The sequence below is a fragment of the Mycobacterium simiae genome, assembly GCF_010727605.1.
Taxonomy (GTDB): domain Bacteria; phylum Actinomycetota; class Actinomycetes; order Mycobacteriales; family Mycobacteriaceae; genus Mycobacterium; species Mycobacterium simiae.
Genome location: NZ_AP022568.1, coordinates 5,485,466 through 5,508,091 on the forward strand (window position 1 = coordinate 5,485,466; position 22,626 = coordinate 5,508,091).

The 22,626-nt window shown below is 66.6% G+C and carries 21 protein-coding genes and 1 riboswitch; of the genes, 11 read left to right on the plus strand and 10 right to left on the minus strand.

The annotated features are described in order from the left end of the window. Both G6N33_RS25555 and G6N33_RS25560 read left to right on the plus strand, forming a co-directional pair. Entirely contained in the window at nt 1-2,382 is a 2,382-nt protein-coding gene (locus G6N33_RS25555; protein WP_044505929.1) for a phosphoketolase family protein, read from the plus strand. Between the two features lie 22 nt (nt 2,383-2,404). Then, nucleotides 2,405-3,190 (plus strand): CPBP family intramembrane glutamic endopeptidase, encoded by a 786-nt coding sequence (locus G6N33_RS25560; protein ID WP_044505927.1) that lies wholly within the window; start codon nt 2,405-2,407, stop codon nt 3,188-3,190. 3 nt (nt 3,191-3,193) lie between these two features. Here G6N33_RS25560 and G6N33_RS25565 read toward each other — a convergent pair whose 3' ends face one another. The 6 genes from G6N33_RS25565 to modA all read right to left on the minus strand — a co-directional run bounded on the left by G6N33_RS25565 (nt 3,194) and on the right by modA (nt 8,613). After that, entirely contained in the window at nt 3,194-4,225 is a 1,032-nt protein-coding gene (locus tag G6N33_RS25565) for a zinc-binding alcohol dehydrogenase family protein (protein ID WP_044505925.1), read from the minus strand. A gap of 61 nt (nt 4,226-4,286) precedes the next feature. Further along, the gene (locus G6N33_RS25570) at nt 4,287-4,565 is read right to left on the minus strand and encodes a GlsB/YeaQ/YmgE family stress response membrane protein (RefSeq protein ID WP_044505923.1); all 279 of its coding nucleotides are present in this window, start codon (nt 4,563-4,565) and stop codon (nt 4,287-4,289) included. A 130-nt stretch (nt 4,566-4,695) separates the two neighbouring features. After that, the gene (locus G6N33_RS25575; RefSeq protein ID WP_163771709.1) at nt 4,696-5,754 is read right to left on the minus strand and encodes an alanine and proline-rich secreted protein Apa; all 1,059 of its coding nucleotides are present in this window, start codon (nt 5,752-5,754) and stop codon (nt 4,696-4,698) included. Between the two features lie 108 nt (nt 5,755-5,862). Beyond that, nucleotides 5,863-6,996, minus strand: coding sequence for a sulfate/molybdate ABC transporter ATP-binding protein (locus G6N33_RS25580; RefSeq protein WP_044505918.1), 1,134 nt, complete (start codon nt 6,994-6,996; stop codon nt 5,863-5,865). Nucleotides 6,997-7,002: 6 nt separating this feature from the next. Continuing rightward, entirely contained in the window at nt 7,003-7,734 is a 732-nt protein-coding gene (locus tag G6N33_RS25585) for an ABC transporter permease (RefSeq protein ID WP_081662292.1), read from the minus strand. Nucleotides 7,735-7,806: 72 nt separating this feature from the next. Then, complete coding sequence (modA, locus tag G6N33_RS25590) at nt 7,807-8,613, minus strand: molybdate ABC transporter substrate-binding protein (protein ID WP_044505914.1); 807 nt, start codon at nt 8,611-8,613, stop codon at nt 7,807-7,809. A 193-nt stretch (nt 8,614-8,806) separates the two neighbouring features. Here modA and G6N33_RS25595 point away from each other — a divergent pair, with 193 nt between their 5' ends. Beyond that, nucleotides 8,807-9,484: an SDR family oxidoreductase gene (locus tag G6N33_RS25595; RefSeq protein WP_044505913.1), complete on the plus strand. Its 678-nt coding sequence runs from the start codon at nt 8,807-8,809 to the stop codon at nt 9,482-9,484. A 282-nt stretch (nt 9,485-9,766) separates the two neighbouring features. After that, nucleotides 9,767-11,155, plus strand: a complete 1,389-nt coding sequence (locus tag G6N33_RS25600) for an NAD(P)/FAD-dependent oxidoreductase (RefSeq protein ID WP_044505911.1) — start codon at nt 9,767-9,769, stop codon at nt 11,153-11,155. Here G6N33_RS25600 and G6N33_RS25605 read toward each other — a convergent pair. Together G6N33_RS25605 and ureG are read right to left on the minus strand one after the other, a co-directional pair. After that, nucleotides 11,152-11,793 carry an urease accessory protein UreD gene (locus G6N33_RS25605; protein WP_044505910.1) on the minus strand — a complete coding sequence of 214 codons (642 nt, stop codon included), beginning with the start codon at nt 11,791-11,793 and terminating at the stop codon, nt 11,152-11,154. The genes G6N33_RS25600 and G6N33_RS25605 overlap by 4 nt on opposite strands. After that, a complete protein-coding gene (gene ureG, locus G6N33_RS25610; RefSeq protein ID WP_044505909.1) occupies nt 11,793-12,452 on the minus strand; it encodes an urease accessory protein UreG in 660 nt (219 codons plus the stop codon). Before ureG ends, G6N33_RS25605 begins: the two co-directional genes overlap by 1 nt. 406 nt (nt 12,453-12,858) lie before the next feature. Here ureG and G6N33_RS25615 point away from each other — a divergent pair, with 406 nt between their 5' ends. From G6N33_RS25615 to G6N33_RS25630, 4 genes are all read left to right on the plus strand, one after another. Next, a complete protein-coding gene (locus G6N33_RS25615) occupies nt 12,859-13,596 on the plus strand; it encodes a hypothetical protein (RefSeq protein ID WP_049918914.1) in 738 nt (245 codons plus the stop codon). Nucleotides 13,597-13,600: 4 nt separating this feature from the next. After that, a complete protein-coding gene (locus tag G6N33_RS25620; protein WP_044505907.1) occupies nt 13,601-14,620 on the plus strand; it encodes an isopenicillin N synthase family dioxygenase in 1,020 nt (339 codons plus the stop codon). A gap of 24 nt (nt 14,621-14,644) precedes the next feature. Next, nucleotides 14,645-16,195: an amino acid permease gene (locus G6N33_RS25625; protein ID WP_044511774.1), complete on the plus strand. Its 1,551-nt coding sequence runs from the start codon at nt 14,645-14,647 to the stop codon at nt 16,193-16,195. 140 nt (nt 16,196-16,335) lie between these two features. Further along, on the plus strand, nt 16,336-17,337 hold the full coding sequence (locus tag G6N33_RS25630; protein ID WP_044505905.1) for a LacI family DNA-binding transcriptional regulator: 1,002 nt from the start codon (nt 16,336-16,338) through the stop codon (nt 17,335-17,337). Here G6N33_RS25630 and G6N33_RS25635 read toward each other — a convergent pair. Continuing rightward, a complete protein-coding gene (locus tag G6N33_RS25635) occupies nt 17,334-18,146 on the minus strand; it encodes a carbon-nitrogen hydrolase family protein (RefSeq protein WP_049918913.1) in 813 nt (270 codons plus the stop codon). The genes G6N33_RS25630 and G6N33_RS25635 overlap by 4 nt on opposite strands. Continuing rightward, nucleotides 18,143-19,309, minus strand: a complete 1,167-nt coding sequence (locus tag G6N33_RS25640; protein ID WP_044505904.1) for a M24 family metallopeptidase — start codon at nt 19,307-19,309, stop codon at nt 18,143-18,145. The genes G6N33_RS25635 and G6N33_RS25640 overlap by 4 nt, the downstream gene beginning before the upstream one ends. 283 nt (nt 19,310-19,592) lie before the next feature. Then, nucleotides 19,593-19,690: riboswitch (guanidine-I (ykkC/yxkD leader) on the plus strand. Between the two features lie 87 nt (nt 19,691-19,777). Here G6N33_RS25640 and G6N33_RS25645 point away from each other — a divergent pair. From G6N33_RS25645 to G6N33_RS25655, 3 genes are read left to right on the plus strand one after another with little or no spacing between them, the layout of a single operon-like run. Continuing rightward, on the plus strand, nt 19,778-20,572 hold the full coding sequence (locus G6N33_RS25645; protein ID WP_044505902.1) for a creatininase family protein: 795 nt from the start codon (nt 19,778-19,780) through the stop codon (nt 20,570-20,572). Further along, nucleotides 20,559-21,941 (plus strand): glutamate--ammonia ligase, encoded by a 1,383-nt coding sequence (locus G6N33_RS25650; RefSeq protein ID WP_044505900.1) that lies wholly within the window; start codon nt 20,559-20,561, stop codon nt 21,939-21,941. The genes G6N33_RS25645 and G6N33_RS25650 overlap by 14 nt, the downstream gene beginning before the upstream one ends. 13 nt (nt 21,942-21,954) lie before the next feature. After that, nucleotides 21,955-22,575: a TetR/AcrR family transcriptional regulator gene (locus G6N33_RS25655; RefSeq protein WP_081661942.1), complete on the plus strand. Its 621-nt coding sequence runs from the start codon at nt 21,955-21,957 to the stop codon at nt 22,573-22,575. Nucleotides 22,576-22,626 lie beyond the last annotated feature (51 nt).

Genomic DNA, 22,626 nt, shown 5'->3' on the forward strand with positions numbered 1-22,626 from the left:
GTGAGCCTGCAAACCCCGACCTCAGCGCCCGAAGCACTCTCCGACGACGAACTGACCCTGATCGACAAGTATTGGCGCGCCGCGAACTATCTCTCGGTAGGCCAGATCTATCTGCTGGACAACCCGCTGCTGCGGGAACCGCTCGCGGCAGAACACGTCAAACCTCGGCTGTTAGGACACTGGGGCACCACGCCCGGCCTCAACCTCATCTACGCGCACCTGAACCGCGTCATCCGCAACCGCGACGCCAGCGTCATCTACGTCACCGGGCCCGGTCACGGCGGCCCCGGTCTGGTCGCCAATGCCTACCTCGAGGGCACCTACACCGAGGTGTACAGCGGAATCGGCGAAGACGTCGAGGGACTGCGCAAACTGTTCCGCCAGTTCTCCTTCCCCGGCGGAATCCCCAGCCATGTCGCGGCCCAGACGCCGGGGTCGATCCATGAAGGCGGCGAACTCGGCTACGCGCTGGTGCACGCGTTTGGCGCGGCATTCGACAACCCGGATTTGGTGGTCGCCTGCGTCATCGGCGACGGGGAAGCCGAGACCGGGCCGCTGGCCGCCGGGTGGCATTCGAACAAATTCCTCAACCCGGCCGTCGACGGGGCGGTGCTGCCGATCCTGCACCTCAACGGCTACAAGATCGCCAACCCGACCGTGCTGGCCCGGATCCCGCACGCCGAGCTCGAAGCGCTGTTGCGCGGCTACGGCTACCGCCCGATCACCGTCGCCGGGGACGATCCGGCCACCGTGCACCGAGAGCTGGCCGCCGCGCTCGACGACGCATTCGACGACATCGCCGACATCCAGCACGCGGCCCGCGGCGGAACCCAGACCGACCGCCCGGTGTGGCCGATGATCGTGCTGCGCACCCCGAAAGGCTGGACCGGGCCCAAAGAGGTGGACGGCAAGCACGTCGAGGGCAGCTGGCGCGCGCACCAGGTGCCGCTGTCCGAGACGCACGACAATCCTGCGCACCGCGCGCAACTCGAGGAGTGGCTGCGCAGCTACCGCCCCGAGGAGCTGTTCGACCGCGGCGGCGCGTTGCGTCCCGAGCTGCGCGCGCTGGCGCCCACCGGTCAGCGGCGGATGAGCGCCAACCCGCACGCCAATGGCGGCCTGCTGCTGCGCGAACTGGACCTGCCGGATTTCCGCGACTACGCGGTGCCGGTCGAGGCGCCGGGGGCCTCAATGCATGAAGCCACCCGCGTGCTGGGTACCTTCCTGCGTGACGTCATCACCCGCAACCCCGATCGTTTCCGGTTGATGGGACCCGACGAAACCGCCTCCAACCGGCTGTCGGCGGTGTTCGAGTCCACCGACAAGGTGTGGCTGTCGCGGACCGAGCCCGACGACGAGGGCCTCGCCCCGGACGGCCGCGTGATGGAGGTGCTCTCCGAGCACCTGTGCCAGGGCTGGCTCGAGGGCTACCTGCTGACCGGGCGGCACGGGCTGTTCAACTGCTACGAGGCGTTCGTGCACATCGTCGACTCGATGCTGAACCAGCACGCGAAGTGGCTGGCCACCAGCCGCGAACTACCGTGGCGGCAGCCGATCGCGTCGCTGAACTACCTGTTGAGTTCGCACGTGTGGCGCCAGGACCACAACGGCGCCTCACATCAGGACCCCGGCTTCATCGATCTGGTCGCCAACAAGCGGCCGGAAATCTCGCGGGTGTACCTGCCGCCGGACGGCAACACGTTGCTGTCGGTGGCCGACCATTGTCTGCGCAGCCGGGACTACATCAACGTGATCGTCGCGGGCAAGCAGCCGGCGCTGGGCTACCTGACCATGGACGAGGCGATCGCGCACTGCACCCGCGGCCTAGGGATCTGGGAGTGGGCCAGCACCGCGACCGGCGAACCCGACGTGGTACTCGCCTGCGCCGGAGACATCCCGACGCAGGAGACACTGGCCGCCGCCGACATCCTGCGGCGCGAGCTGCCCAATCTGGCGGTCAGACTGGTCAACGTCGTCGACCTGATGCGGTTGATGCCGGATTCCGAACACCCACATGGCTTGCCCGACAAGGAATTCGACGCCCTGTTCACTCGCGACAAGCCGGTCATCTTCGCCTATCACGGCTATCCCTGGCTGATCCACCGGCTCAGCTACCGCCGTGCCAATCACGCGAACCTGCACGTGCGCGGCTTCAAAGAGCGGGGTACCACGACGACCCCGTTCGACATGGTGATGCTCAACGATCTGGACCGCTTCCACCTGGTCATGGACGTCATCGACCGGGTGGACGGGTTGGCTGGCCCGGCCGCGCTGCTGCGTCAGCACATGGTCGACGCGCGGCTGGATGCCCGCCGCTATACCCGCGAACATGGCGAAGACGACCCCCGCATCGCGACCTGGCGATGGCAGTCGAACCGCTGACGCGCCGGTAAACTCGGCCAGGATGTCTGAGCACACTGCGACCACCCTCGGCCAGATCCCGGCCGGTGTCGATCTGCACCCGGTGGTCTCGCAGCTGTCGGCGTTGCACCGTCTTCGGCTGCACCTCGACATCGCCGTGGTCGTCGCCGTGCTGGTGCTGACGAATCTGATCGCGCACTTCACCACGCCGTGGGCAAGCGTTGCCGCCGTCCCGGTCGCGGCGGCCGGGCTGGTGCTGCTGATGCGCTCCAACGGCCTGGATTGGGTCGATCTGGGGCTCGGACGCGAGCACTGGAAGTCCGGGATGGGCTATGCGCTGGCCGCCGTGGCAGTGGTGGCGTCGGTGATCACGGTCGGGGTGCTGCTGCCGGTGACTCGGCCGATGTTCTTGAACAATCACTACGCCACGGTCTCCGGTGCGCTGATCGCGTCAATGGTCATCATCCCGCTGCAAACCGTGATTCCTGAGGAGCTGGCTTTCCGCGGTGTGCTGCACGGCGCCCTGCACCGGGCGTGGGGATTCCGCGGGGTCGCGCTGGGCGGCTCGCTGCTGTTCGGTTTGTGGCACGTCGCGACCTCGCTCGGGCTGACGAGCAACAATGTCGGCTTCACCCGGTTGTTCGGCGGCGGCTTGGTCGGCATGACGGCCGGGGTGACGCTCGCGGTGCTGGCCACGGGAACGGCCGGGTTCGTCTTCAGCTGGTTGCGCAGACGCAGCGGCAGCCTGATCGCGCCGATTGCGCTGCACTGGTCGTTGAACGGCCTGGGCGCGTTGGCCGCCGCCCTGGTTTGGCACCTGTCGACCTGAGCGCTACACCAGCAGCACCGCGGCCCCGGCGATGCGTCCGTCAGCCAGATCGCGCAGCGCCCGGTCGGCTTGCGCCAGCGGATATTCCGGCGTCGTCACCTCGATGCGATGACGGGCGGCGAAGTCGAGAAACTCCCGCGCATCGGCCCGGGTGTTCGACGTGACCGAGCGAATTTGGCGTTCCTGGAACAGGTGACGCTGATAGTTGAGGACCGGGATGTCCGAGAGATGAATTCCGGCGATGGCCAGGGTGCCGCCGCGGTCCAGCGCCTCGCACGCCGGCAACACCAGATCACCGACAGGGGCGAACAGGATCGCTGCGTCCAGCGGCACCGGCGGCGGGTCCGCGGCGCCCTGCGCCGAGGCCGCGCCCAGCTCCATCGCCAACTTTCGGGCCTGCTCGCCGCGAGTCATCACGTGCACCTCGGCGCCCTGGGCCAACGCAACCTGCGCGGTGATGTGCGCGCTGCCGCCGAAGCCGTAGATACCCAGGCGTCCGCCGGGCGGGAGCTCGGCGCGTAGCAGCGACCGATACCCGATGATGCCGGCGCACAGCAGCGGCGCCAGCTCGCTGTCGCTGTAACCGCTCGGCAGGCGATGCGCGAACGCCGCCGGGACGGTCGCGAATTCGGCATATCCACCGTCGGCGTCCCACCCGGTGTAACGGGATTCCGGGCACAGGTTCTCGTCGCCGCGACGGCAGTATTTGCACGCCCCGCAGGTGTGGCGGAGCCAGGCGATACCGACCCGATCGCCCACCCGGAATTCCTCGGCGTCCGCCGCGGACCCGACCTGGACAACCTCCCCCACCACTTCGTGCCCCGGGGTGACGTGATCGCGGTGCGCCGGGAGATCGCCCTCGGTGACGTGGAGGTCGGTGCGGCATACCCCGCACGCGCGAACCGCCACCAGCAACTCCGCCGGGCCGGGCCGGGGGACGTCGGTGTTGACGCGGTCCAGCGGATCAGTGTGCATCGGGCCGGGGCGCCGCACCTGCCACGCGGTCATCGTCGTCGGCGTCGACTCGGACGTCATCACCCCATGATGCCGCTAACGGCTACCGATCGATCCGCTCGAGTCGCGAGTCGGTCCGCCGCTACAGCGTTTTCGTGCGCGAGGTGGCGAACTTGTAGATCAGCAACAGGATCACCGCACCCACCAGTGCACCGAGGAACGAGTGCTGGATGGGTGGGTGGATGTCGAACTTGTGCGGCGGGAAGATGACGCTGCCCAGGGTGCCGCCGACGTAGGAGCCGACGATGCCCAGTACGGCCGTCGCGATCCACCCCATCGGCTGTTTGCCGGGCACGAGAAGGCGCGCGACCAGACCGACGATAAGACCCAAAACAATTAGCCAGATGATGTGCAGAACCACGACCGGCTCCTTCGAGTGTTAGCTACAGACGGGGACGAAGGAGGTATACCCGCTCCCGAAGTCGCAAACCCTCGGCGATTTCGGGCGCATCGCACGGGCTGGCCGCCTGGCGCCCTCACGGGCCGAAAACTCAGGCGGTGTATGTCCGTTGCGGCGCGGGGGCCACTTCGCTGGCCGGGGCTTGCCCTGGTGCTGGAGCGGGTGCCGCGGGCGCGGGAGCCGGCGCCGGTGCACCCGGGGCCGCGCCCGGCGCGGGCGGCGGTGCGGCGGGCGCGGTGAACGGCAGGATCGATTCGGCCAACGCCTTCGCACCGACCTTGTCCACCGGGTTGTTGCTGGTTCCCAGCCACACCACGAACCAGCGCTGCGGCGGGCCGGTGGTGGACGCCCCCGGGGCACTGACGACGCCGGTCCAGATCTGCCCGTTCGGCTTGCTGGGGTCGCTGAACTTGACCTCGTAGAACGATGCGCTTCCGGTGAGCCCGTTGGCACCGGTCAGCGGGGTGGATTCTTGGTTGATCCGAGTGCCCGGGTACGGCATGAAGAACTCGCCCATGTCCGAGCCGAGCCGGACGGCGGCCTTACTGTCGTTGGCTTCCGCGCTGGCGTACAGCTTTTGGTCCAGTCGTCCCATCACGATGCGGGTGTCGTTGGCGACCGGCGCGGGCTGGCCCGGCGCCGGCGGCGGACCGGTCATCTTGCTGAGCAGCGCCGAGCCGTAGTCGAGATGCGATGCGTCCGACTCCGCCCAGCCGCCGGGTAGCAGATAGCTGAATCCCCCGACGGGGTTCGTGATGCGCGCGGCATTGGGATCAACGGGCGGCGGCGCATTCGGATCGGCAGGCGGCGGCGGTGGTGGCGCCGGCGCGTTCGGGTCGACGGGCGCGGGCGGCGCAACGGGTCCCGCGTTCGGGTCGGCCGGGGCCGGAGCCGCCGGGGCGGGTTGTCCGGCGGGGGCCGGGGCCGCCGGGGCAGGTTGTCCCGCGGGAGCCGGCGCGGCTGCCGGTGGCGGCGCGGCTGCCGGTGGCGGCGCGGTCGTCGTTGCCGGGACCGGAGTGGGGACCTCGGGGTCGGCATCCGCGACGGCCGGCAACGCGATGGTCACGGCCCCCGCGGTGGTCACCGTGGCAACCGCCAGCGTCGTCCACATTCCTTTGCGACGTGTCGAGCGTGAGTCCACCTGATCCATGGCGACGAACCTACCGTGTTACCGCGGTGAAGCAAGGGCGCCGTGCGGGCGATGCGAGCCGGATTTCGCGATGTTGCCGGAGTGCAATCTACGGTGAGTCTGCGCTGTTCATCCCGGGCGATGGGGTGCGGCCGGATACAGCGCCACCGCGAGGGCCTTGACCGTGAACCACACCCGATCCCCGGGCGTCAGTCGCAGCTCGGTGGCCGCGTCGACAGTGATCTCGGCCGCCAGCGCCGGGGCCCCGTAGGCTTGCTCGGCGCCGCGCACCACGACCGCGGCGCCGCGGACGTCCAGCTCGGCGACGGTGACACCGACGCAGTTGCGGGGACTGCCGTGCGGTGGCTCCCGGAACACCGAGACCGCCGTCGGAGGAAACACCGCAACCGCGTCCTGCCCGTCGGCCAGGTCGGCACCCGCCTGGGGGGCCGGCGACCCGTACCAGCGGGCGCCAGCCTGGCTGTGCAGGGCGCCGTCCGGGCCGATGGTTCCGCCGACCACGTTGACACCGGCGATCCGGGCCGCGAACGGACTGCGCGGCGCGGTCAGCACGTCGGCTACCCGCCCGATTTCGGACACACGCCCCGACTCGAGCACCAGCACCCGATCGGCGAGGGCGAATACGTCCAGCAGGTCGTGCGTGATCAGGATGACCGCGCAGCCGCTGTGGGCGACGACGTTGCGCAGCACCGCGCGGACGGCGGCGGCGGCCCCGACATCCAAGCCGGTCAGCGGCTCGTCGAGCAGCAGCAGATCGGGCTTGGCGGCCAGCGCGCGCGCTATCGCGACCCGCTGGGCCTGACCGCCGGACAACTGTCGCGGTTTGCGGCCGGCCAGCTGTTCGGCATCCACCTCACGCAGCCAGCGCAGCGCCGTGTCGTGCTCCGCGCGTCGGGCGCCGAACCGGGCGAAGCGCAGCAGTCCGCGACCTCGGCTGTGCGGTCCGAACGCGACGTTGGCGGCCACGCTCAGGTGTGGGAATAACAGGGGATCCTGCAGGAGCAGCCCCACTCGTCGCTGATGCGTCGGTACTTCGACGCCGGCTGTCGTGTCGGTCAGCACTCGGTCGCCCAATCGCACCAACCCCTCGTCGGGGTGCAGCAGCCCCGCGATCACGTGCAGGACGGTCGACTTGCCCGCGCCGTTGGGTCCGAGCACCGCGAGTACCTCCCCGGCGGCCACGGAGAATTCCACGTCCAACCGTCGCTCCGTCACCACCGCGCGAAGCTGCAGTTCGCCCATGGTCGCCTACCCCACGTCCGTCCCGGTCAGCCGGCGGGCACCCAGTCCGAGCACCACCAGCGCGGCCGCCGCGACGAGCAGAATCGACAGCGCCACGGCGGCGTTCGCGTCGGTGACGCGCTGCAGGTAGATCTCCAGCGGCAGCGTGCGCGTGACTCCCTGCCGCGAACCCGCGAAGGTCAGCGTCGCGCCGAACTCCCCCAGCGAGCGAGCGAACGCCAGCACGGCGCCCGATATCAGACCCGGCAACAGCAATGGCAGGGTGACCCGCCACCACACCGTGTTGGGTCGCGCCCCCAATGTGGCCGCGACCACTTCATAGTCGGCGCCGGCCGTGCGGGCGGCGCCCTCCAGCGCAATCACCAGGAACGGCAAGGAGACAAAGGTCTGCGCCAACACCACCGCGGCCGTGCTGAACGCGATGCTGACGCCGGCGGCTTCCAGGTACCGCCCGACCAGGCCGATCCGGCCGAACGCGTACAGCAGCGCAATGCCGCCCACCACCGGCGGCAATACCAGCGGCAGCAGGATCAGCGGGCGCAACACCCGGACCAGACGTGCGCTGCTGCGCGCCAACACCAAGCCCATCGGGACGCCCAACAGCACACACAGCACCGTGCTCGCGGCCGCCGTCTTCACGCTCAGCCACAGCGCCGTCATCGACGACGAACTGCTGATCAGCGCCCAAAAGTTCAACCAGTCAACCTTGACCGCGATGGCCAGCAACGGCAGCACCATGAACGCAGCCCCGAGCGCGGCAGGAACGAACACCCAGCGGGGCAGATTGGTGGTCCGGCGCACGGTGATCGGTCAGGGTTTGACGAAGCCCAGTTGGGTCAGCACCTGCTGGCCCGCCTCGGATGTCACCAGTGCGGCGAACTTCTGCGCCAAGGCCGCCTGCGGCGCCTTCCTCAGCACCCCGATGGGGTAGACATTGACCGCGCCGGCCGCCTCGGGAAAGTCGACGGTCGTCACGGACCCGTGGGCATTCTTGGCGTCGGTGACGTAGACGAGGGCGGCATCCGCCTGCCCCGTGGTGACCTTGGTGAGGGCATCGGTCACGCTCGGTTCCTCGCTGACCGGGTCGAGGTGCACCCCCGTGCGATCCTCGATGCGCTGGGTGGCCGCGCCGCACGGCACCGGCTTTTGGCAGGTCACCACCTTCAGGCCGGGCTTGGTCAGGTCGGCGAAGGAGGCGATCTTCTTCGGGTTGCCCGGCGCGGTGACGATCACCAGCGTGTTGGCGGCGAAGTTGATCGGATTCCCGGCCAATAGCCCGGCCTTGACCACGTTGTCCATCTGCGCGGTGTCGGCCGAGGCGAAGACGTCGGCCGACGCCCCCTGGGTCAGTTGGGTCGCCAGTTCGGAGGAACCGGCGAAGTCGAACTCCACGCCGCTACCGGGATTGTCGGTCTTGAAACGTTGAGCGATCTGGGTGAACGCGGGCTTCAGGGATGCCGCGGCGAATACCACGATCGACCCCGCGGCCGGTGCCGACTGACCGGGCGACGCGGGTGTGGTGGCCGGCGTCTTGGCACCACAGGCCGTCACACCCGCGACAACCACCATCGACGCCACACCCCACACCACCCTGGCCAGAACTCGGCTCCGACGCATGGGTCAGACCCTAGCCTGCGACCGGTTCAACGATCGCGGCCAAAACTTTTCGAAATCGTCTGCGCGTCGTGCCCGCGGAAATTTCGCCGACTAGCTACTGTCCAGTAACATTGACCAGATCGACGCCATAACACGCTGACATCCCGGGCGCGAGCGTCATGGCCCGGGATTCAACGGTGAATACAAGGAGGTCATGGCAGTGGAGGTGCTGGTCACCGGTGGCGACACGGATCTAGGACGAACCGTAGCCGAGGCCTTCCGCGATGGCGGTCACAAGGTGACCCTCGTGGGTGCTCGCCGCAGCGATCTCGAAGTCAACGCCAAAGAACTCGACGTCGACGCGATCGTGTGCGACACCACCGATCCGGCCAGCCTGGAGGAAGCCCGCCCGTCGTTCCCCCATCACCTGGACACCATCGTCAACGTGCCCGCCCCGTCCTGGGACGCCGGCGACCCCCGCGCCTACTCCATCGCCGACACGGCCAACGCCTGGCGCAACACCCTCGACTCGACCGTGCTGTCCGCCGTGCTGACGCTGCAGGTCGTCGGTGACCACTTGCGGTCCGGCGGCTCGATCATCAGCGTCGTGCCGGAGAACCCGCCGGCGGCCAGCATCGACGCGGCCATCAAGGCGACGTTGTCGAGTTGGGTTAGCGGACAGGCCGGCATCTTCGGCACTCGCGGCATCACGGTGAACGCGGTGGCGAGCGGGCGCAGCGCACAACCGGGCTACGACGGCCTGTCGCGGGCGACCTCGTCGGTCGCCGACGAGGTCGCCCGCTTGGCGCTGTTCCTCACCACTCCGGGGGCGCGCCACATCACGGGGCAAACGCTGCACGTGAGCCACGGCGCGCTGACGCGTTTCGCGTAGCACCCCGCCGTCGAGCGGTGAGTGATCGTTAGCCGCGCCGGGCGTGGGTATACCCCCGAAGTCACCATGACCGTGGCCGCGCACCACCCCGGCTGCGCGGCATGTAACCAAGGTCGCATCCAGCGGCCGACATGACGCGAATCACGTTGGTGCCACCAGGGTTAATGGCCGATGTGTTTGATTACACAGGCTTACTACCTGGGTTTGGCCGTGGCGGGGTGACTACCGTAGTAGCTAACTGAAGTCGCATGACACGAAGCCCCGTCAGGAGCAATTCACCCAATGAGCCCGCAGCCAGAAGCCACAGTTGAACCCAAGCGACGGCACCGTGTCGTGATCATCGGATCGGGGTTTGGCGGGCTCAATGCGGCAAAGAAGCTCAAGCACGCCGACGTCGACATCAAGTTGATTGCGCGGACCACGCATCACTTGTTCCAGCCGTTGCTGTACCAGGTTGCCACTGGGATCATCTCCGAGGGCGAGATCGCCCCGCCGACCCGTGTCGTGCTGCGCAAACAGCGCAACGTTCAGGTGCTGCTCGGCAACGTCACCCATATCGATCTGGCCAATCAACGGGTGCATTCGGAGTTGCTCGGCCACAGCTACGAAACCGAGTACGACAGCTTGATCGTCGCCGCCGGCGCTGGGCAATCGTATTTCGGCAACGACCATTTCGCTGAGTTCGCGCCGGGTATGAAGTCCATCGATGACGCGCTCGAGCTGCGCGGCCGCATCCTGAGTGCCTTCGAACAAGCCGAGCGGTCGAGCGATCCCGAGCGACGCAAGAAGCTGCTGACCTTCACCGTGGTCGGTGCGGGCCCCACCGGCGTCGAAATGGCCGGGCAGATAGCCGAATTGGCTGAGTACACCCTGAAAGGTGCTTTCCGGCATATCGATTCGACCAAGGCGCGAGTGATCCTGCTGGACGCGGCTCCCGCGGTGCTGCCGCCGATGGGAGAAAAGCTGGGCGAGCGCGCCAGGACACGGCTGGAGAAGATGGGCGTGGAGATCCAGCTGGGCGCCATGGTCACGGATGTGGATCGCAACGGGATCACTGTCAAGGATTCCGACGGCACCGTCCGCCGCATCGAGTCCGCCTGCAAGGTCTGGTCAGCGGGTGTGCAAGCCAGCCGGCTGGGCCGCGACATCGCCGAGCAATCCCCGGCCGAGCTGGACCGGGCCGGCCGGGTCAAAGTGCTTCCCGACCTGTCGGTCCCGGGTTATCCGAACGTGTTTGTGGTGGGCGACATGGCGGCGGTTGAGGGTGTGCCCGGCGTTGCGCAGGGGGCGATTCAGGGCGCGAAGTACGTCGCGAGAACGATCAAGGCCGAGCTCGCCGGGGCGGACGCGACCCAGCGCGAGCCGTTCCAATACTTCGACAAGGGCTCGATGGCGACAGTGTCGCGGTTCTCCGCGGTCGCCAAGATTGGCCCGCTTGAGTTCAGTGGCTTCATCGCCTGGCTGATGTGGCTGGTGCTGCACCTGGTCTACCTGATCGGATTCAAGACCAAAATCACCACGCTGCTGTCCTGGACGGTGACGTTCCTGAGCACCCGGCGCGGCCAGCTCACCATCACCGACCAGCAAGCGTTCGCGCGAACTCGACTTGAGCAGCTGGCCGAATTAGCCGCCGAGGCCCGTGACTCCTCGCCGACCCGCGCGGCGAGCTAACCGACCAGTCGGTCTGCCTGCCAGGTACTCAATGTTCCGCCACCTGCCAACCTCAGCACGGTCGAATCGGCGGGCATATCAGAGAAATCCGCTGCCGGATAGCAGAACTCGCTGACAGTGGCGCGGGGCGCCGCGATGCTGTCATCGGCCAACGAACCGGCGCCCAACTCGATGCGGTGCCGCAGCAGCGGGCGATCATCGCGGTCAGCCCACAGCGATCCAGACCAAAAGCCTTGGCGCTCACCGCATCTGCCGATCTGAATGCGCTCACGGAAGCGAAGCCGGCCGTCGTCGTGCAGGACCACGCCCACCTCGGATAGATGACGGGCGTCGGCGGATACGATCGTCGGCTCGAGGTCGACGTCGAGCATTCCGCTCACCTCGACGTCCCAGTGGGCGCGCGACGTGGGCGTGTCGGGCCCGGGTAAGGCCAGCGTGCCGGCGGCGCTGCGCAGCTTCAACACCGCGCCCGACTCGACGACCACCGTGATGCTGACGGTGTCGCCGCCCAACGGGGTGGCAGCCGCGGCCACGAAGTGCACCGTGTCCGGCGCGGTGCATCGCGCTTGGATACCTCCGCTGCACTCGATGCGCGGGGAGCGGTGTCGAGACGCGACCAGGACCACCTCGGACTGCATCAGTTCGCCAGTTGGGTGCGAACCCACGCCACTACCTCGGATGCGGCTGGATCTTTCGTCAACGACTGCAGAACCGTCGGCCGGCCACCGCGCGCGGCCTCGGCGTCACGGGCCATCACGCCCAAATCGGCTCCGACCAGGGGGGCCAAGTCGGTTTTGTTGACTACCAACAGGTCTGAGTAAGTCACCCCCGGGCCGCCCTTGCGCGGCACCTTATCGCCTCCCGCCACGTCGATAACGAAGATCTGCACGTCCACCAAACCCGAGGAGAAGGTTGCCGTCAGGTTGTCGCCGCCGGACTCGACGAGGATGAGGTCCAGGGGGTCATGGGCGCTGATCAGATCGTCGATCGCGTCCAGGTTCGCGGTGATGTCGTCGCGGATCGCGGTGTGCGGACAGCCACCGGTCTGCACGGCCGCTATCCGATCCTGCGGCAGCACGGCGTGTGTGCGCAGGAAGTCGGCGTCCTCGGTGGTGTAGATGTCGTTGGTGAGTACCGCCAGCGACAGCTCGTCGCGCAGCTGTCGGCACAGCGCGGCCACCAGAGCGGTCTTCCCCGAGCCAACCGGGCCGCCGACGCCGATGCGCAGCGGCTCCCCCGGTTGCCGTATTCGCTTCGGCCGGTCGACGGTGCGGTGGCTGTGGGAATGTGCTGGCATCGTGTCTTCCTGCTCGGCGCGGTCTGAAGTCAGCGTATCGAAACGGCGTCAGCAAACCGTCGTCGATCGCCTCGAATGCTCGGGCCGCTGCTGGGCCAGCAAGTGTCGGCAACCCCGCCGATGGCGCGAAGAGGTCCCGCCCCGCGGCCGCTGGGTGGCCAACTTGCGTTGGCGTGCAAACACGGGCGTCGCGCAGCAAACGTCTCGACAGCGCCGATTCGGCACACGGGCAGCAACCAGGCGACCCGCCGCGGCAACCGTAGTGTATCCCGAAGATGCTGTGGCTCAGCGTGTTTGACGCGTGGGGCGTGCGCGACCCGAAACGCGTTCGAAACACGGAGCTCATCCGCATGATTCAAACGACTCCTAATTTTCTATCGAGCGATAGAAAATTAGGAGTGAATAGATGTCTGCATTGGCTCCGACAGTCGAAGACCTGTGTGGAGTCTGGTCGCGCCGCTCGATCCAGTGGCCGGATGGGCGGTCGGACACCACCACACAGGTGACCTGGCTGCAGGGTCGGCAATGGTTCGTTGACGTGCGCCGGCCCGGTGTGGATCCGGCGGTTGACCGGTCCCCGGATGCCGAATGGGGGCCACGATTGGATGCGTTCGCTGGCCGTCTGCATCAAAATGATGACGACAGAACACAATTCACGTGGCATCACACGATCGACTGGTCGTCGGAACGACGTCTCGACGTCGGGCGACTCAGGTGGGACGGTGACACGCTGGTCGAGGAGGGCGTCCTCGAGCCATATTGCGAGGTGTGGATTCGGACCGAACGCCACAAGCCGGAGGACTCGGCGACCGCATTGCTCCGCGATGGCGCCGGCCGGGTTGCCCTGCTGCTGCGGTCGGCGGGCTTCTTCGGGTACGCCGTGAGTCGCGGACTCGATGCCCAAACCGGTCATGGTCCCTCGAACTGTGAGATTGCGATCGGCACGATCGACGACAACGGTTGGCGGGTAAGAGATTCGACTAGAAATGATCCGGCCGAGTTCCCAATCGTGGTCAACGCGGGCGAATCGCACGCACTGATTACCGCCGGCACTGCTCTTGATTCCGCATGCCTGTTGGCGGGGCGCTGGCAGATCGGCGAGCGCACTGGTGACCCGGCCCTGCTTCAGACACGTGAGGTATAACCAGATGTCCGCCTTAACGTCGTTCGATACGGTGCCCGAGATCGACATCTCCGGGCTGGCCACCGCGGATTCCTCGGCGAGAGCCGTTGTCGCGCAACAACTCGGCGCGGCCGCACATCAGGTGGGATTCATGTACGTCAGCGGCAGCGGCGTGCCGGACGAGGTCTTTGACCGCATGCACAGCGCGTCGCAACGCTTTTTCGGCCAGTCCATGGACGCGAAAATGTCGGTCTACATCGGCAACTCGACGAACCATCGCGGCTACGTGCCGCAAGGCGGCGAAGTGTTCGCCGGTGGAACCGCCGACAAGAAGGAAGCCTACGATTGCGCTCGCCACCGCCCCGACCGCGCCGGCATCACCGCCCTGAGCGGCCCTAATCAATGGCCGGCACTGTCCGGGTTCGCCGAGGCTGTCACTGAATACTACGAAGCGGTGTTCATGGCGGGCCGTGCGATCATGCGCGCGTTTGCGCTTTATTTGGGGGAATCAGAGGACTATTTCGACCGGTTCCTGATCGATCCGCCGAGCCAGCTGCGGCTGATCCACTATCCGGTCGACGAGGCAGCCACCGACAGTCCGGGTATCGGGGCGCACACCGACTACGAGTGCATCACCTTGTTGAAGGCGACCCAACCGGGGCTCGAGGTACTCAACGGCGCCGGACAGTGGATCGACGTGCCGCCCAGGCCGGGCTGTTTCGTGGTCAATATCGGCGACATGCTGGAGCTCTGGACTAACGGTCTATTCGTCGCCACTACGCACCGGGTGCGCAAGGTCGTCAGTGAAAGATACTCCTACCCACTGTTTTTCAATGTCGACTACGACACGATCGTCGCGCCGATGCCCAAACTCTGCGACCCTGGTCAGCCGACACGCGGCCCGCTGAAGGCCGGCGATCACCTGTTTGCGCAGACGGCGCAGAGTTTCGTCTACCTGCGAGACCGCATCGAAGCGGGTGAGCTTGTCCTGCCGGCGAGTTCGCTGGCCCTGTCGTCATTCGGCCACCCCACTCCACAATCTTGACGGCCAGTCGTGAAGGGAAAGATGATGGAAACCAGCATTATTGAACAAGAGGATGTCAGCGAGAGCCGCGCTTTGGCCTCCTTCGGCTATCAGCAACAGCTGCACCGGAAGATGGGGCGATTCGCGTCCTTCGCGGCGGGCTTTTCCTTCATCTCCGTGCTGACCGCCGTGTTCCAGCTGGCGGGGCTCGGCTTCAGTTTCGGCGGGCCCGCCTACGTGTGGACGTGGCCGGTGGTACTGGGCGGACAGCTGCTGGTTGCGCTATGTTTCGCCGAACTCGCTGCCCGCTACCCCCTCTCGGGCGCGATCTATCAGTGGGCGAGCCGACTGGCCAACCCAGTCTTCGGCTGGTTCGCCGGGTGGATCATGATCATCGGCCAGATCGTCGTCATGACGAGCGCCGCCGTCGCCCTGCAAGTGGTGCTGCCGGAAATCTGGAATGGCTTCCAGCTGGTCGGCGGCGACCCGTCACCCACCTCCAGCTCCGGTGCCCACAACGCAATCCTGTTGGCGGGCATATTGATGGCGCTGACCACCATCGTCAACATCATCGGCATCAAGCTGATGTACATCATCAATAACTGCGGCGTCATATCGGAAATAACCGGTGCCGTGGCCATCATCATCCTGCTGCTCGTGCACAGCCGACGCCCGGGCGCGGTCCTGGCAACCACCGGCACCGTCGGCCACGCGGGATACTTCGGCGCATTGCTGTGCGCCTCGTTCACCGCCGCGTACGTGCTGGTGGGTTTTGACAGCGCCAGTGAGATGTCCGAAGAGACCCACAATGCCCGAAGGATCGCACCGCGAACCACATTACGCGCATTGTCGGCGGCCGGCGTCCTCGGCTTCGGGATCATTGTCGTGACCGTGCTGGCCGCGCCCAGCCTCAGCGACGGGAGGCTCGCCGACGAGGGACCAGCGTACGTGGTGGCGACCGTACTGTCCGGAGCGACCGGAAAGATCCTGCTGATCATGGTCGCGATTGCGATTTGCGTTGCGACATTGGCGATTCAGACGGCCGGATCCCGCATGCTGTTCTCGATGGCTCGCGACCGCCGCACCCTGTTTCATGCCGCGCTGTCCCGTGTTCCCCGTCGAACCGGCACCCCCGCAACCGCGGCCACCGCGATCGGCCTTGGCGCGATCGCGGTGTTGCTGCTCAACCTCGGGCCGCAAGCCGCGTTCGTGGCAATGGAATCGACGTGCATCATCATCATTTACTTGGCCTACCTGATGGTCACCGGCGCAATGTTGGTGACGCGACTGCGTGGTGAGGCGGTGTTCGGTGCCGACGCCGTCGACGACCACGGGCGACGTGCCTTCAGCATGGGGCGGGCCGGGTTGTGGGTCAACGTCGTGGCGGTGGGATACGGGGCCGCGATGTTCGTCAACCTGATCTGGCCGCGCCAAGCCATCTATGACCCCCAGGGGGGTCACTGGTATTTGCAATATTTCCCGTTGATGTTCACCGCCGGCACCCTCGTCGTCGGTGCGGTAATCTACAGCGCGGTGCACCGCAGCCCAACGCAAGTGCACGGCACGCAATGGGCGATGGTGCCCGCCGCCGAATGACCCCGGGCCGCCTCGACGGCTCGGGCGGCCCGGGCCTTCGCGGCCCCGACACCCGTATCCTCGTGTAACCTCACCGCTGAATCGTTTCGGCAGTCTCTCTTGAGACGGGGTGTGGTGGGCGTGCTGGTAGCGGGCAGTGCATGGCCCGGGTAGCCGATCGCAGCCGGGTGACTATCAAGGACGTGGCGCGAGCTGCCAACGTGTCGGTCACGACGGTTTCCGATGCGCTGTCGGGCAATGGGCGGCTGACCGCCAAGACCCGCAGCCGGGTGCGTGCTGCGGCCGACAAACTGGGCTACCGACCCAGTGCCGCCGCCCGTAGCCTGGTGGGTGCACGTACCGGACTGCTGCTCATGTCGGTCAGCGCACCGGGAACCGAGGCCGCGTCGCTATGGAGCATCGACTTTTTTGTCGGCCTGATGACCACCGCGGCCATTCGATCGTCGACGCACGGATTTGCGTTGGCACTGTCACCAGAATCGTTGCCGCCCAACCTGTCCTACGACGGCGTGATTGTCGTCGACCCCACCGACGACGATGAGAGTCTGCTGGTGCAGGCCACCCGCGCCGGCGTCCCGGTGGTCACCGTAGGTCGAACGACGGCCGACCATCCCTGGGTCGACAACGACTACCCCACCGCTATCCCCGCCGTCCTGGACCATCTTCGCGCGTCCGGAGCGCGCAGACCCGCACTGCTGGCCGGCGATCCGACAGCGTCGTACGTCCGCGACACCGTTGAGCATTACACCCGGTGGTGCCAGGCGCATCGCTGTGCCGCCCGGATCTCCTATGTCGACGGCGGCAGCACCGAAGAGTCCGGGCGCGCGGCGGTCCAGCGGCTCCTGTCGGGTCGTGTCCGGTCCGACGCCGTGTTGGCCACCCTGGATCGGCTCGCGCTGGGCGTCACCGTGGCCGCCGACGAACTCGGCTTATCGATACCCGACGACATCCTGGTCGCCGCTTTGGGCGACAGCACGATGATCCAGCACTTGCGAGTACCGATCACCGCGGTGGACCTGATGCCCGCCCAGATCGCGACGGCCGCAATCGATTCGCTCGTCGCCCGGATCAACGGCGGGGATGTTTCACGGCAATGCATTGTGCCGGGGCGGCTGCTGCCGCGGGCAAGCTCACAGCGTTAGCACGGCCCGTTGTGCGCCCAGTACAGCTCGGGGCGGAGATGCCGCAGGTAGTCGACCTCGGCGGGCGGGTCGCGGCGCAGCACGACGTCGACGGTGGCAACCCGCTGCCCGTGGCCCAGTTCGGCCACCACGCGACCATTCGGGTCGACGACTCGTGACCCACCGGTGAAATCGAAACCCGACTCGCTACCGACGCGGTTCACGTATATCAGCGGAGTGCGATTGTCGAGTGCGCGTGCACGCGAGGCCACCACGTGATCATCGTGGAACGGCGCCATATTCGCGGCGATCACGACGAAGACATCGGGGCGTTGAAACGCAAGGGTGCGAGCCACTTCGGCGATCTCCATGTCGAAGCAGATCAGTGGGCCAAGCCGTCGAGACGCTACGTCGATGCATGCTAACTTGTCGCCCGCGTCGAAGGCGGCCGACTCGACGTCGAAGAGGTGGGTCTTCCGATAGTTTCCCGCGATCTCTCCCCCGGCGTCGACGACTAACATCGAGTTGTAGATCCGTTCGTCGGCGCCCCGCTCGAGATAACCCCCGACGAACGCGGTTTCACATTCGGCACATGCTTGCCGGATTGCTGACACCGCCGCCGCCTCGGCGCCCAGCGCCAACTCCGCGGGACGATCGGTCTGATACCCGGTGACGAATAGTTCGGGGAATACCGCGATCTCGCAATCCGGATGCCTGCCAAGCAGCGACCTAATTCGCTCAACGTTGGCGTCGACGTCGCGTGCGGCCGGGCATTCCTGTACCAGCAGGACGCGCAGCCGGCCCGAACCGCCGCTGCCGGCCTGCGTCACAGGCCGTCGAGTCCGTAACCCGCCGGCGAAAGCCTTCGCACGCCGTCGTGTTCGACGACGTAGTTGTCCTCGAGCTTGAGCAGGATGTAGCGTCCGTCCACCTCGAGGCCTGTCTCCGGCTCCAAGGCGATAACGCTGTTCTCGACCAGGACTTGATCGCGATCCGTCAACGACCCGCGGTAGACCGTCGGAAGTTCACAGGCGCGCAGACCCACGCCGTGCCCGATCGCGTACGGAGTGGTGGGCAAGCCCTCGGAGCGCAGGTAGTCGTTCACCGCGTCGTCGATACACGACACGCGCACACCAGGTTTGGCGGCCTCGGCGGCAACCTCATGCGCCTTGAGTAGCTTGGCGTAGACCGATTTGATCGCAGCGCGCGTATCGCCGCCCACGAAGCCGGTCCGCGCGATGTCCGAGGCGTAGCCGCACCGGCCGTAGAGGCCGATGTCGAAGAAGTACGGATCGCCTTCCGCGAGAACGGTGCCCTCGGCGAACCACCCGCCGTCGCCACGGCCGTGGTTACACAGGGAGTGACTCAAAAATTCCGGCCCGCTGGCCTGCAGCGTCGCCATGATCGCCGCCAGCACGTCGTGATCGGTCATCCCGGGCTGGGCAGCCTTGAAGCCGGCCTCCGCGCCCAGCGAATTGACGATGCTGGCATCTTCGAGCAGCCGGATCTCCTCGGGGGTCTTACGGATGCGGACATCGTAGAGCTCGCGCCCGATCGGGACGAAGTCCGCCGCGGGAAGTGCGTCTTTGAGGCGTTGCAGCACAGCGGGATCGATCAACTCGATCCCCACTCGGGTGGCTCCGGTCAACGCGCCCAGCAAACTTGCCGTCCACGTCTCGGGATGCCCGACCATCGGCGACCACGAAGGTGTCGGATGGATCTTGCTGATCCAGGGCAGGTCCGCGACCGGCGCCGCGTGCGTCTCGTCGATCCACGGTGCAAAGATCTCGGTCCCGCCGTCCCGATCGACGACGGCGGCGAACCAGTCGAACGCCTCCGCGATGATCTGCATGCGGTAGTCCGTCGCGTAGCGGATGTGGTCGAACCCGGTCAACAGCAGGTGCGATAGCTCGTGCCGCCTCATCAGATCGGCGATCGCTTCGCGGCGATCGCTGCGCAACCGATCGACGTCGACGGCAGACCAGTCGTACATGGTGATGTCCTTTCGGCGTGACTGCGGATCGCGGGAACAATTGCGATTGAAGAAAACTCGTCGCAGAAGGCGAGTTCGACGGCCATACTTGCAGAAACGTTCCGGCATGTCTACCGCGGTTGGGCGAGTAGCAGTATTCCGCCGGCAAATCTTCGAAATACGTTGGCGCTGCGAAGGTCACGCCGCACCGGCGCCGTCGGCGAGTCGTCGGTAACATCGCGGACACTTTTCTGACATCGCGTCGACACGAGTGTCGCCTAGCGTGCATCCCAGATCCCCGACGGGGGTCGGCGCCTAGGGTTCCGCTCGCGAGAGGCCTGGACCGAGGGGTGCAGCCGCACATCCTTGTGCGGTACACCAGGGGACAAAAGCCCGGAAGGATCGCGGAGCCTTCGCTCCGAATCGTCGGAGGGCACCAGTGCCGCTGGTGAAACCCGGTCGTCGGTATCGCAGCCGGTCTGCCGTCTCATGAGATGGGGCGAATGCACGTCGACCCAGATTGGACGGCTCGAGCTGGAAGGCTGCGTCGGCCTGGTTCCGGTGGGTGCCACCGAACAGCACGGGCCGCACCTGCCAACCGACACCGATACGCGGATCGCGCAGGCGATATGCGATGGTGCCGCGGCCAGATGTGCTGCCACGATGGTGCTGCCCCCGGTCAGCATCGGATGCAGCCTGGGCCACGGCACGGCGTTCCCCGGCACCCTGTCACTGTTTCCCGAGGAGCTGGCCAGGCTGCTGATCCGGATCGCCGAGTGGTCGGCGCGCAGCGGCCTGCGGCGACTGATTTTCGTCAATGCCCACATGGGAAACGTTGCGGCACTGGGGATGGCAACCGACCGGCTACGATTCGTCCGGCCGGACCTCAAATCGACGTGGCTCGACTGGTGGACTGCTACCCCGGCGATCACCGCCGAGGTGATGACCGATGGGGCGGACATCCACGCCAATCGCGCAGAAACCTCGCTGGCGTTGCATCTGTTCTCGGAGCTGGTCGACCGGACGGCGATGCTCGATGCGGACGACCCAGACCGTACCGGCGCGTTGACCTTTCGCTACACCGCCGAGGTGCTGTCCGGCAACGGCGTCACCGGTCAGCCATCGCGGGCCACCGCGTCGCTGGGCAACACCCTGTTCGACGCCGTCGTGGAGGCGGTCGTCCGCAAGGTTTTGGCGGGAGTTTCCGAAGAGCCGCCGTTGACACGGCCGCTGCACGCCACGCACGCACTTCGATTCGAGGAGGCAATCGATGGACACGGTTAGCGCCGTTGAGCCCGCACACCGGGAGATCGCAGAGTCGCTGGCACGCCGGGGGGCGAAGTACGCCCTGAGCTCGTGGATCGATGTCCATGGCCGGCCGAAGACCAAGGTGGTGCCCATCGAACGGCTCCCCGAAATGCTGGCCGGGTCCGAAAGATTCACTCCCCGGGGCATCACCGGCTTCGGCGCAATGGACCCCCACGAAGAAGAATCAGTGGCGCTGCCAGACCTCGCAACGCTACGCCAGCTTTCCTGGGACAAGCGATTCGTATGGATGGCCGCCGATTTGATGCTGGCCGGCACCACGGCGCATGACCAGTGTCCGCGCAACATCCTAAAAGCTCAACTGGATCGAGCGCGGGAGCTGGGGTTCGACTTCAAGTTGGGTGTCGAGACAGAAGTCTTCGTATTCGACCCGGCGCGGGCCGGCGATGGGACCGACTACCTCTCCCCGCTCGCCCGGACCGGCGGGTTGAAGCCCAGCCCCGCCTACGACGCCGAAGCGACGCTGGATGCCGCGGGCTTTCTCGATGACTTCGTGACTGCTCTGCAAGACAGCGACTTCGGGGTGTTCAGCTTCGATCACGAAGGTGGTGACGGCCAATACGAGTTTGACTTCGCCTACGACGACGCGCTGCGGATGGCCGACCGAATTACCTACTTCCGTTTGATGATTCGACAAATCGCAAAGCGACATGGGCTGGCCGTGACCTTCATGCCCAAGCCATATACCCAGGCATGGGGTTCGGGCCACCACTACAACATGAGCCTTGCGTCGTCCAGCACCGGAAAGAACGCGATGCGCGATGCCGCCGACCCCCGCGGATTGGGTTGGAGCGCAACCACATACCGGTTTATCGCGGGTCTGATGCGCCACGCGGACGCGCTCGCGGCTGTCGTGACCCCCACGGTGAATTCCTATAAGAGACTGAATCCCCGCCTGGCCGACGGCACGGCATCGTGGGCACCGGCCTGGTCGGCGTACGGCGTACAAAACCGGTCGTGCATGCTGCGATTGCCGAAAAACCGTCCAGCGATCGAGAATCGCGCCGTGGATTCCGCGGCCAACACCTACCTGGCGGCCGCCTTTCTGCTGGCGGCCGGCCTCGACGGGCTGGAACATGCGATGGATCCCGGGGATCCGGTGGATGTGGCGTTGATTGACACCGGGCCGAATCCCACACTCAACGCGGTCCGGTTGCCGCGCAACCTACTTGAGGCGACGGAGGCATTCGCCCGTAGCGAGCTCGCCGGCCGCGTCTTCCCCAAGCGCTTCGTCTCCGAATACGTCGACATGAAATACGCGGAGTGGGACTCGTACCACAGCACCGTCACCGATTGGGAACGTGACCGCTATCTGTACTCGCTCTGAGACGGGGTGGACCATGGCGCACTCTTCCGGATCGTCGACGCGTTCCCAACATCGGCGGCGGGCGGTGTTGCGCTCCACGGTGGCCGTGCTGCGGCGACGTGGATTCGACGCGGTCACCAGCCGGGCCGTCGCTGAAGAGGGCGGCCTGCCGGAACAGACCGTCCGGGCCTTTTACGCCTCGCGTGACGATCTGCTGGCCGCCGGACTGAAATTCATGCTCAACGGGTGGGTCGACCAAGCCAACGACTTCGTCACCCGCCTACCCCGCGAACTCGACCTCAATGCGACCGCGCGCCTCATTACCGAAGTCGCGACAGTGCACGCCGCCGAGGACGGATCGTTGACCCGCGCGACGATCTCGGGCGTATACGAGCGCTACCTACAGGCGGGCAAGCACGCCGAGCTGACCTCGTTAATCGGTGCTTACAACGAAATCCTCGCCGACCTGATCGGACATGTGCTGGCCCGCAACGGCCGCTGCGTCAGTCCGCAAGCGGCGCGCGCCGTCCTGGCCGTCGTCGACGGCACCGTTCTCTACGAACTTGCCGCAGGCGAGAATCCCGTGCCCCGGGCCATTCAGATGCTGGAATTCGCGATTCCGCAGCTGTGTGCTCCGGCGCCGTCGGCACCGTGACGGGCGATGGCCGGCAACCGACCCCAAACCCACCGAGCAACTCACGACGAG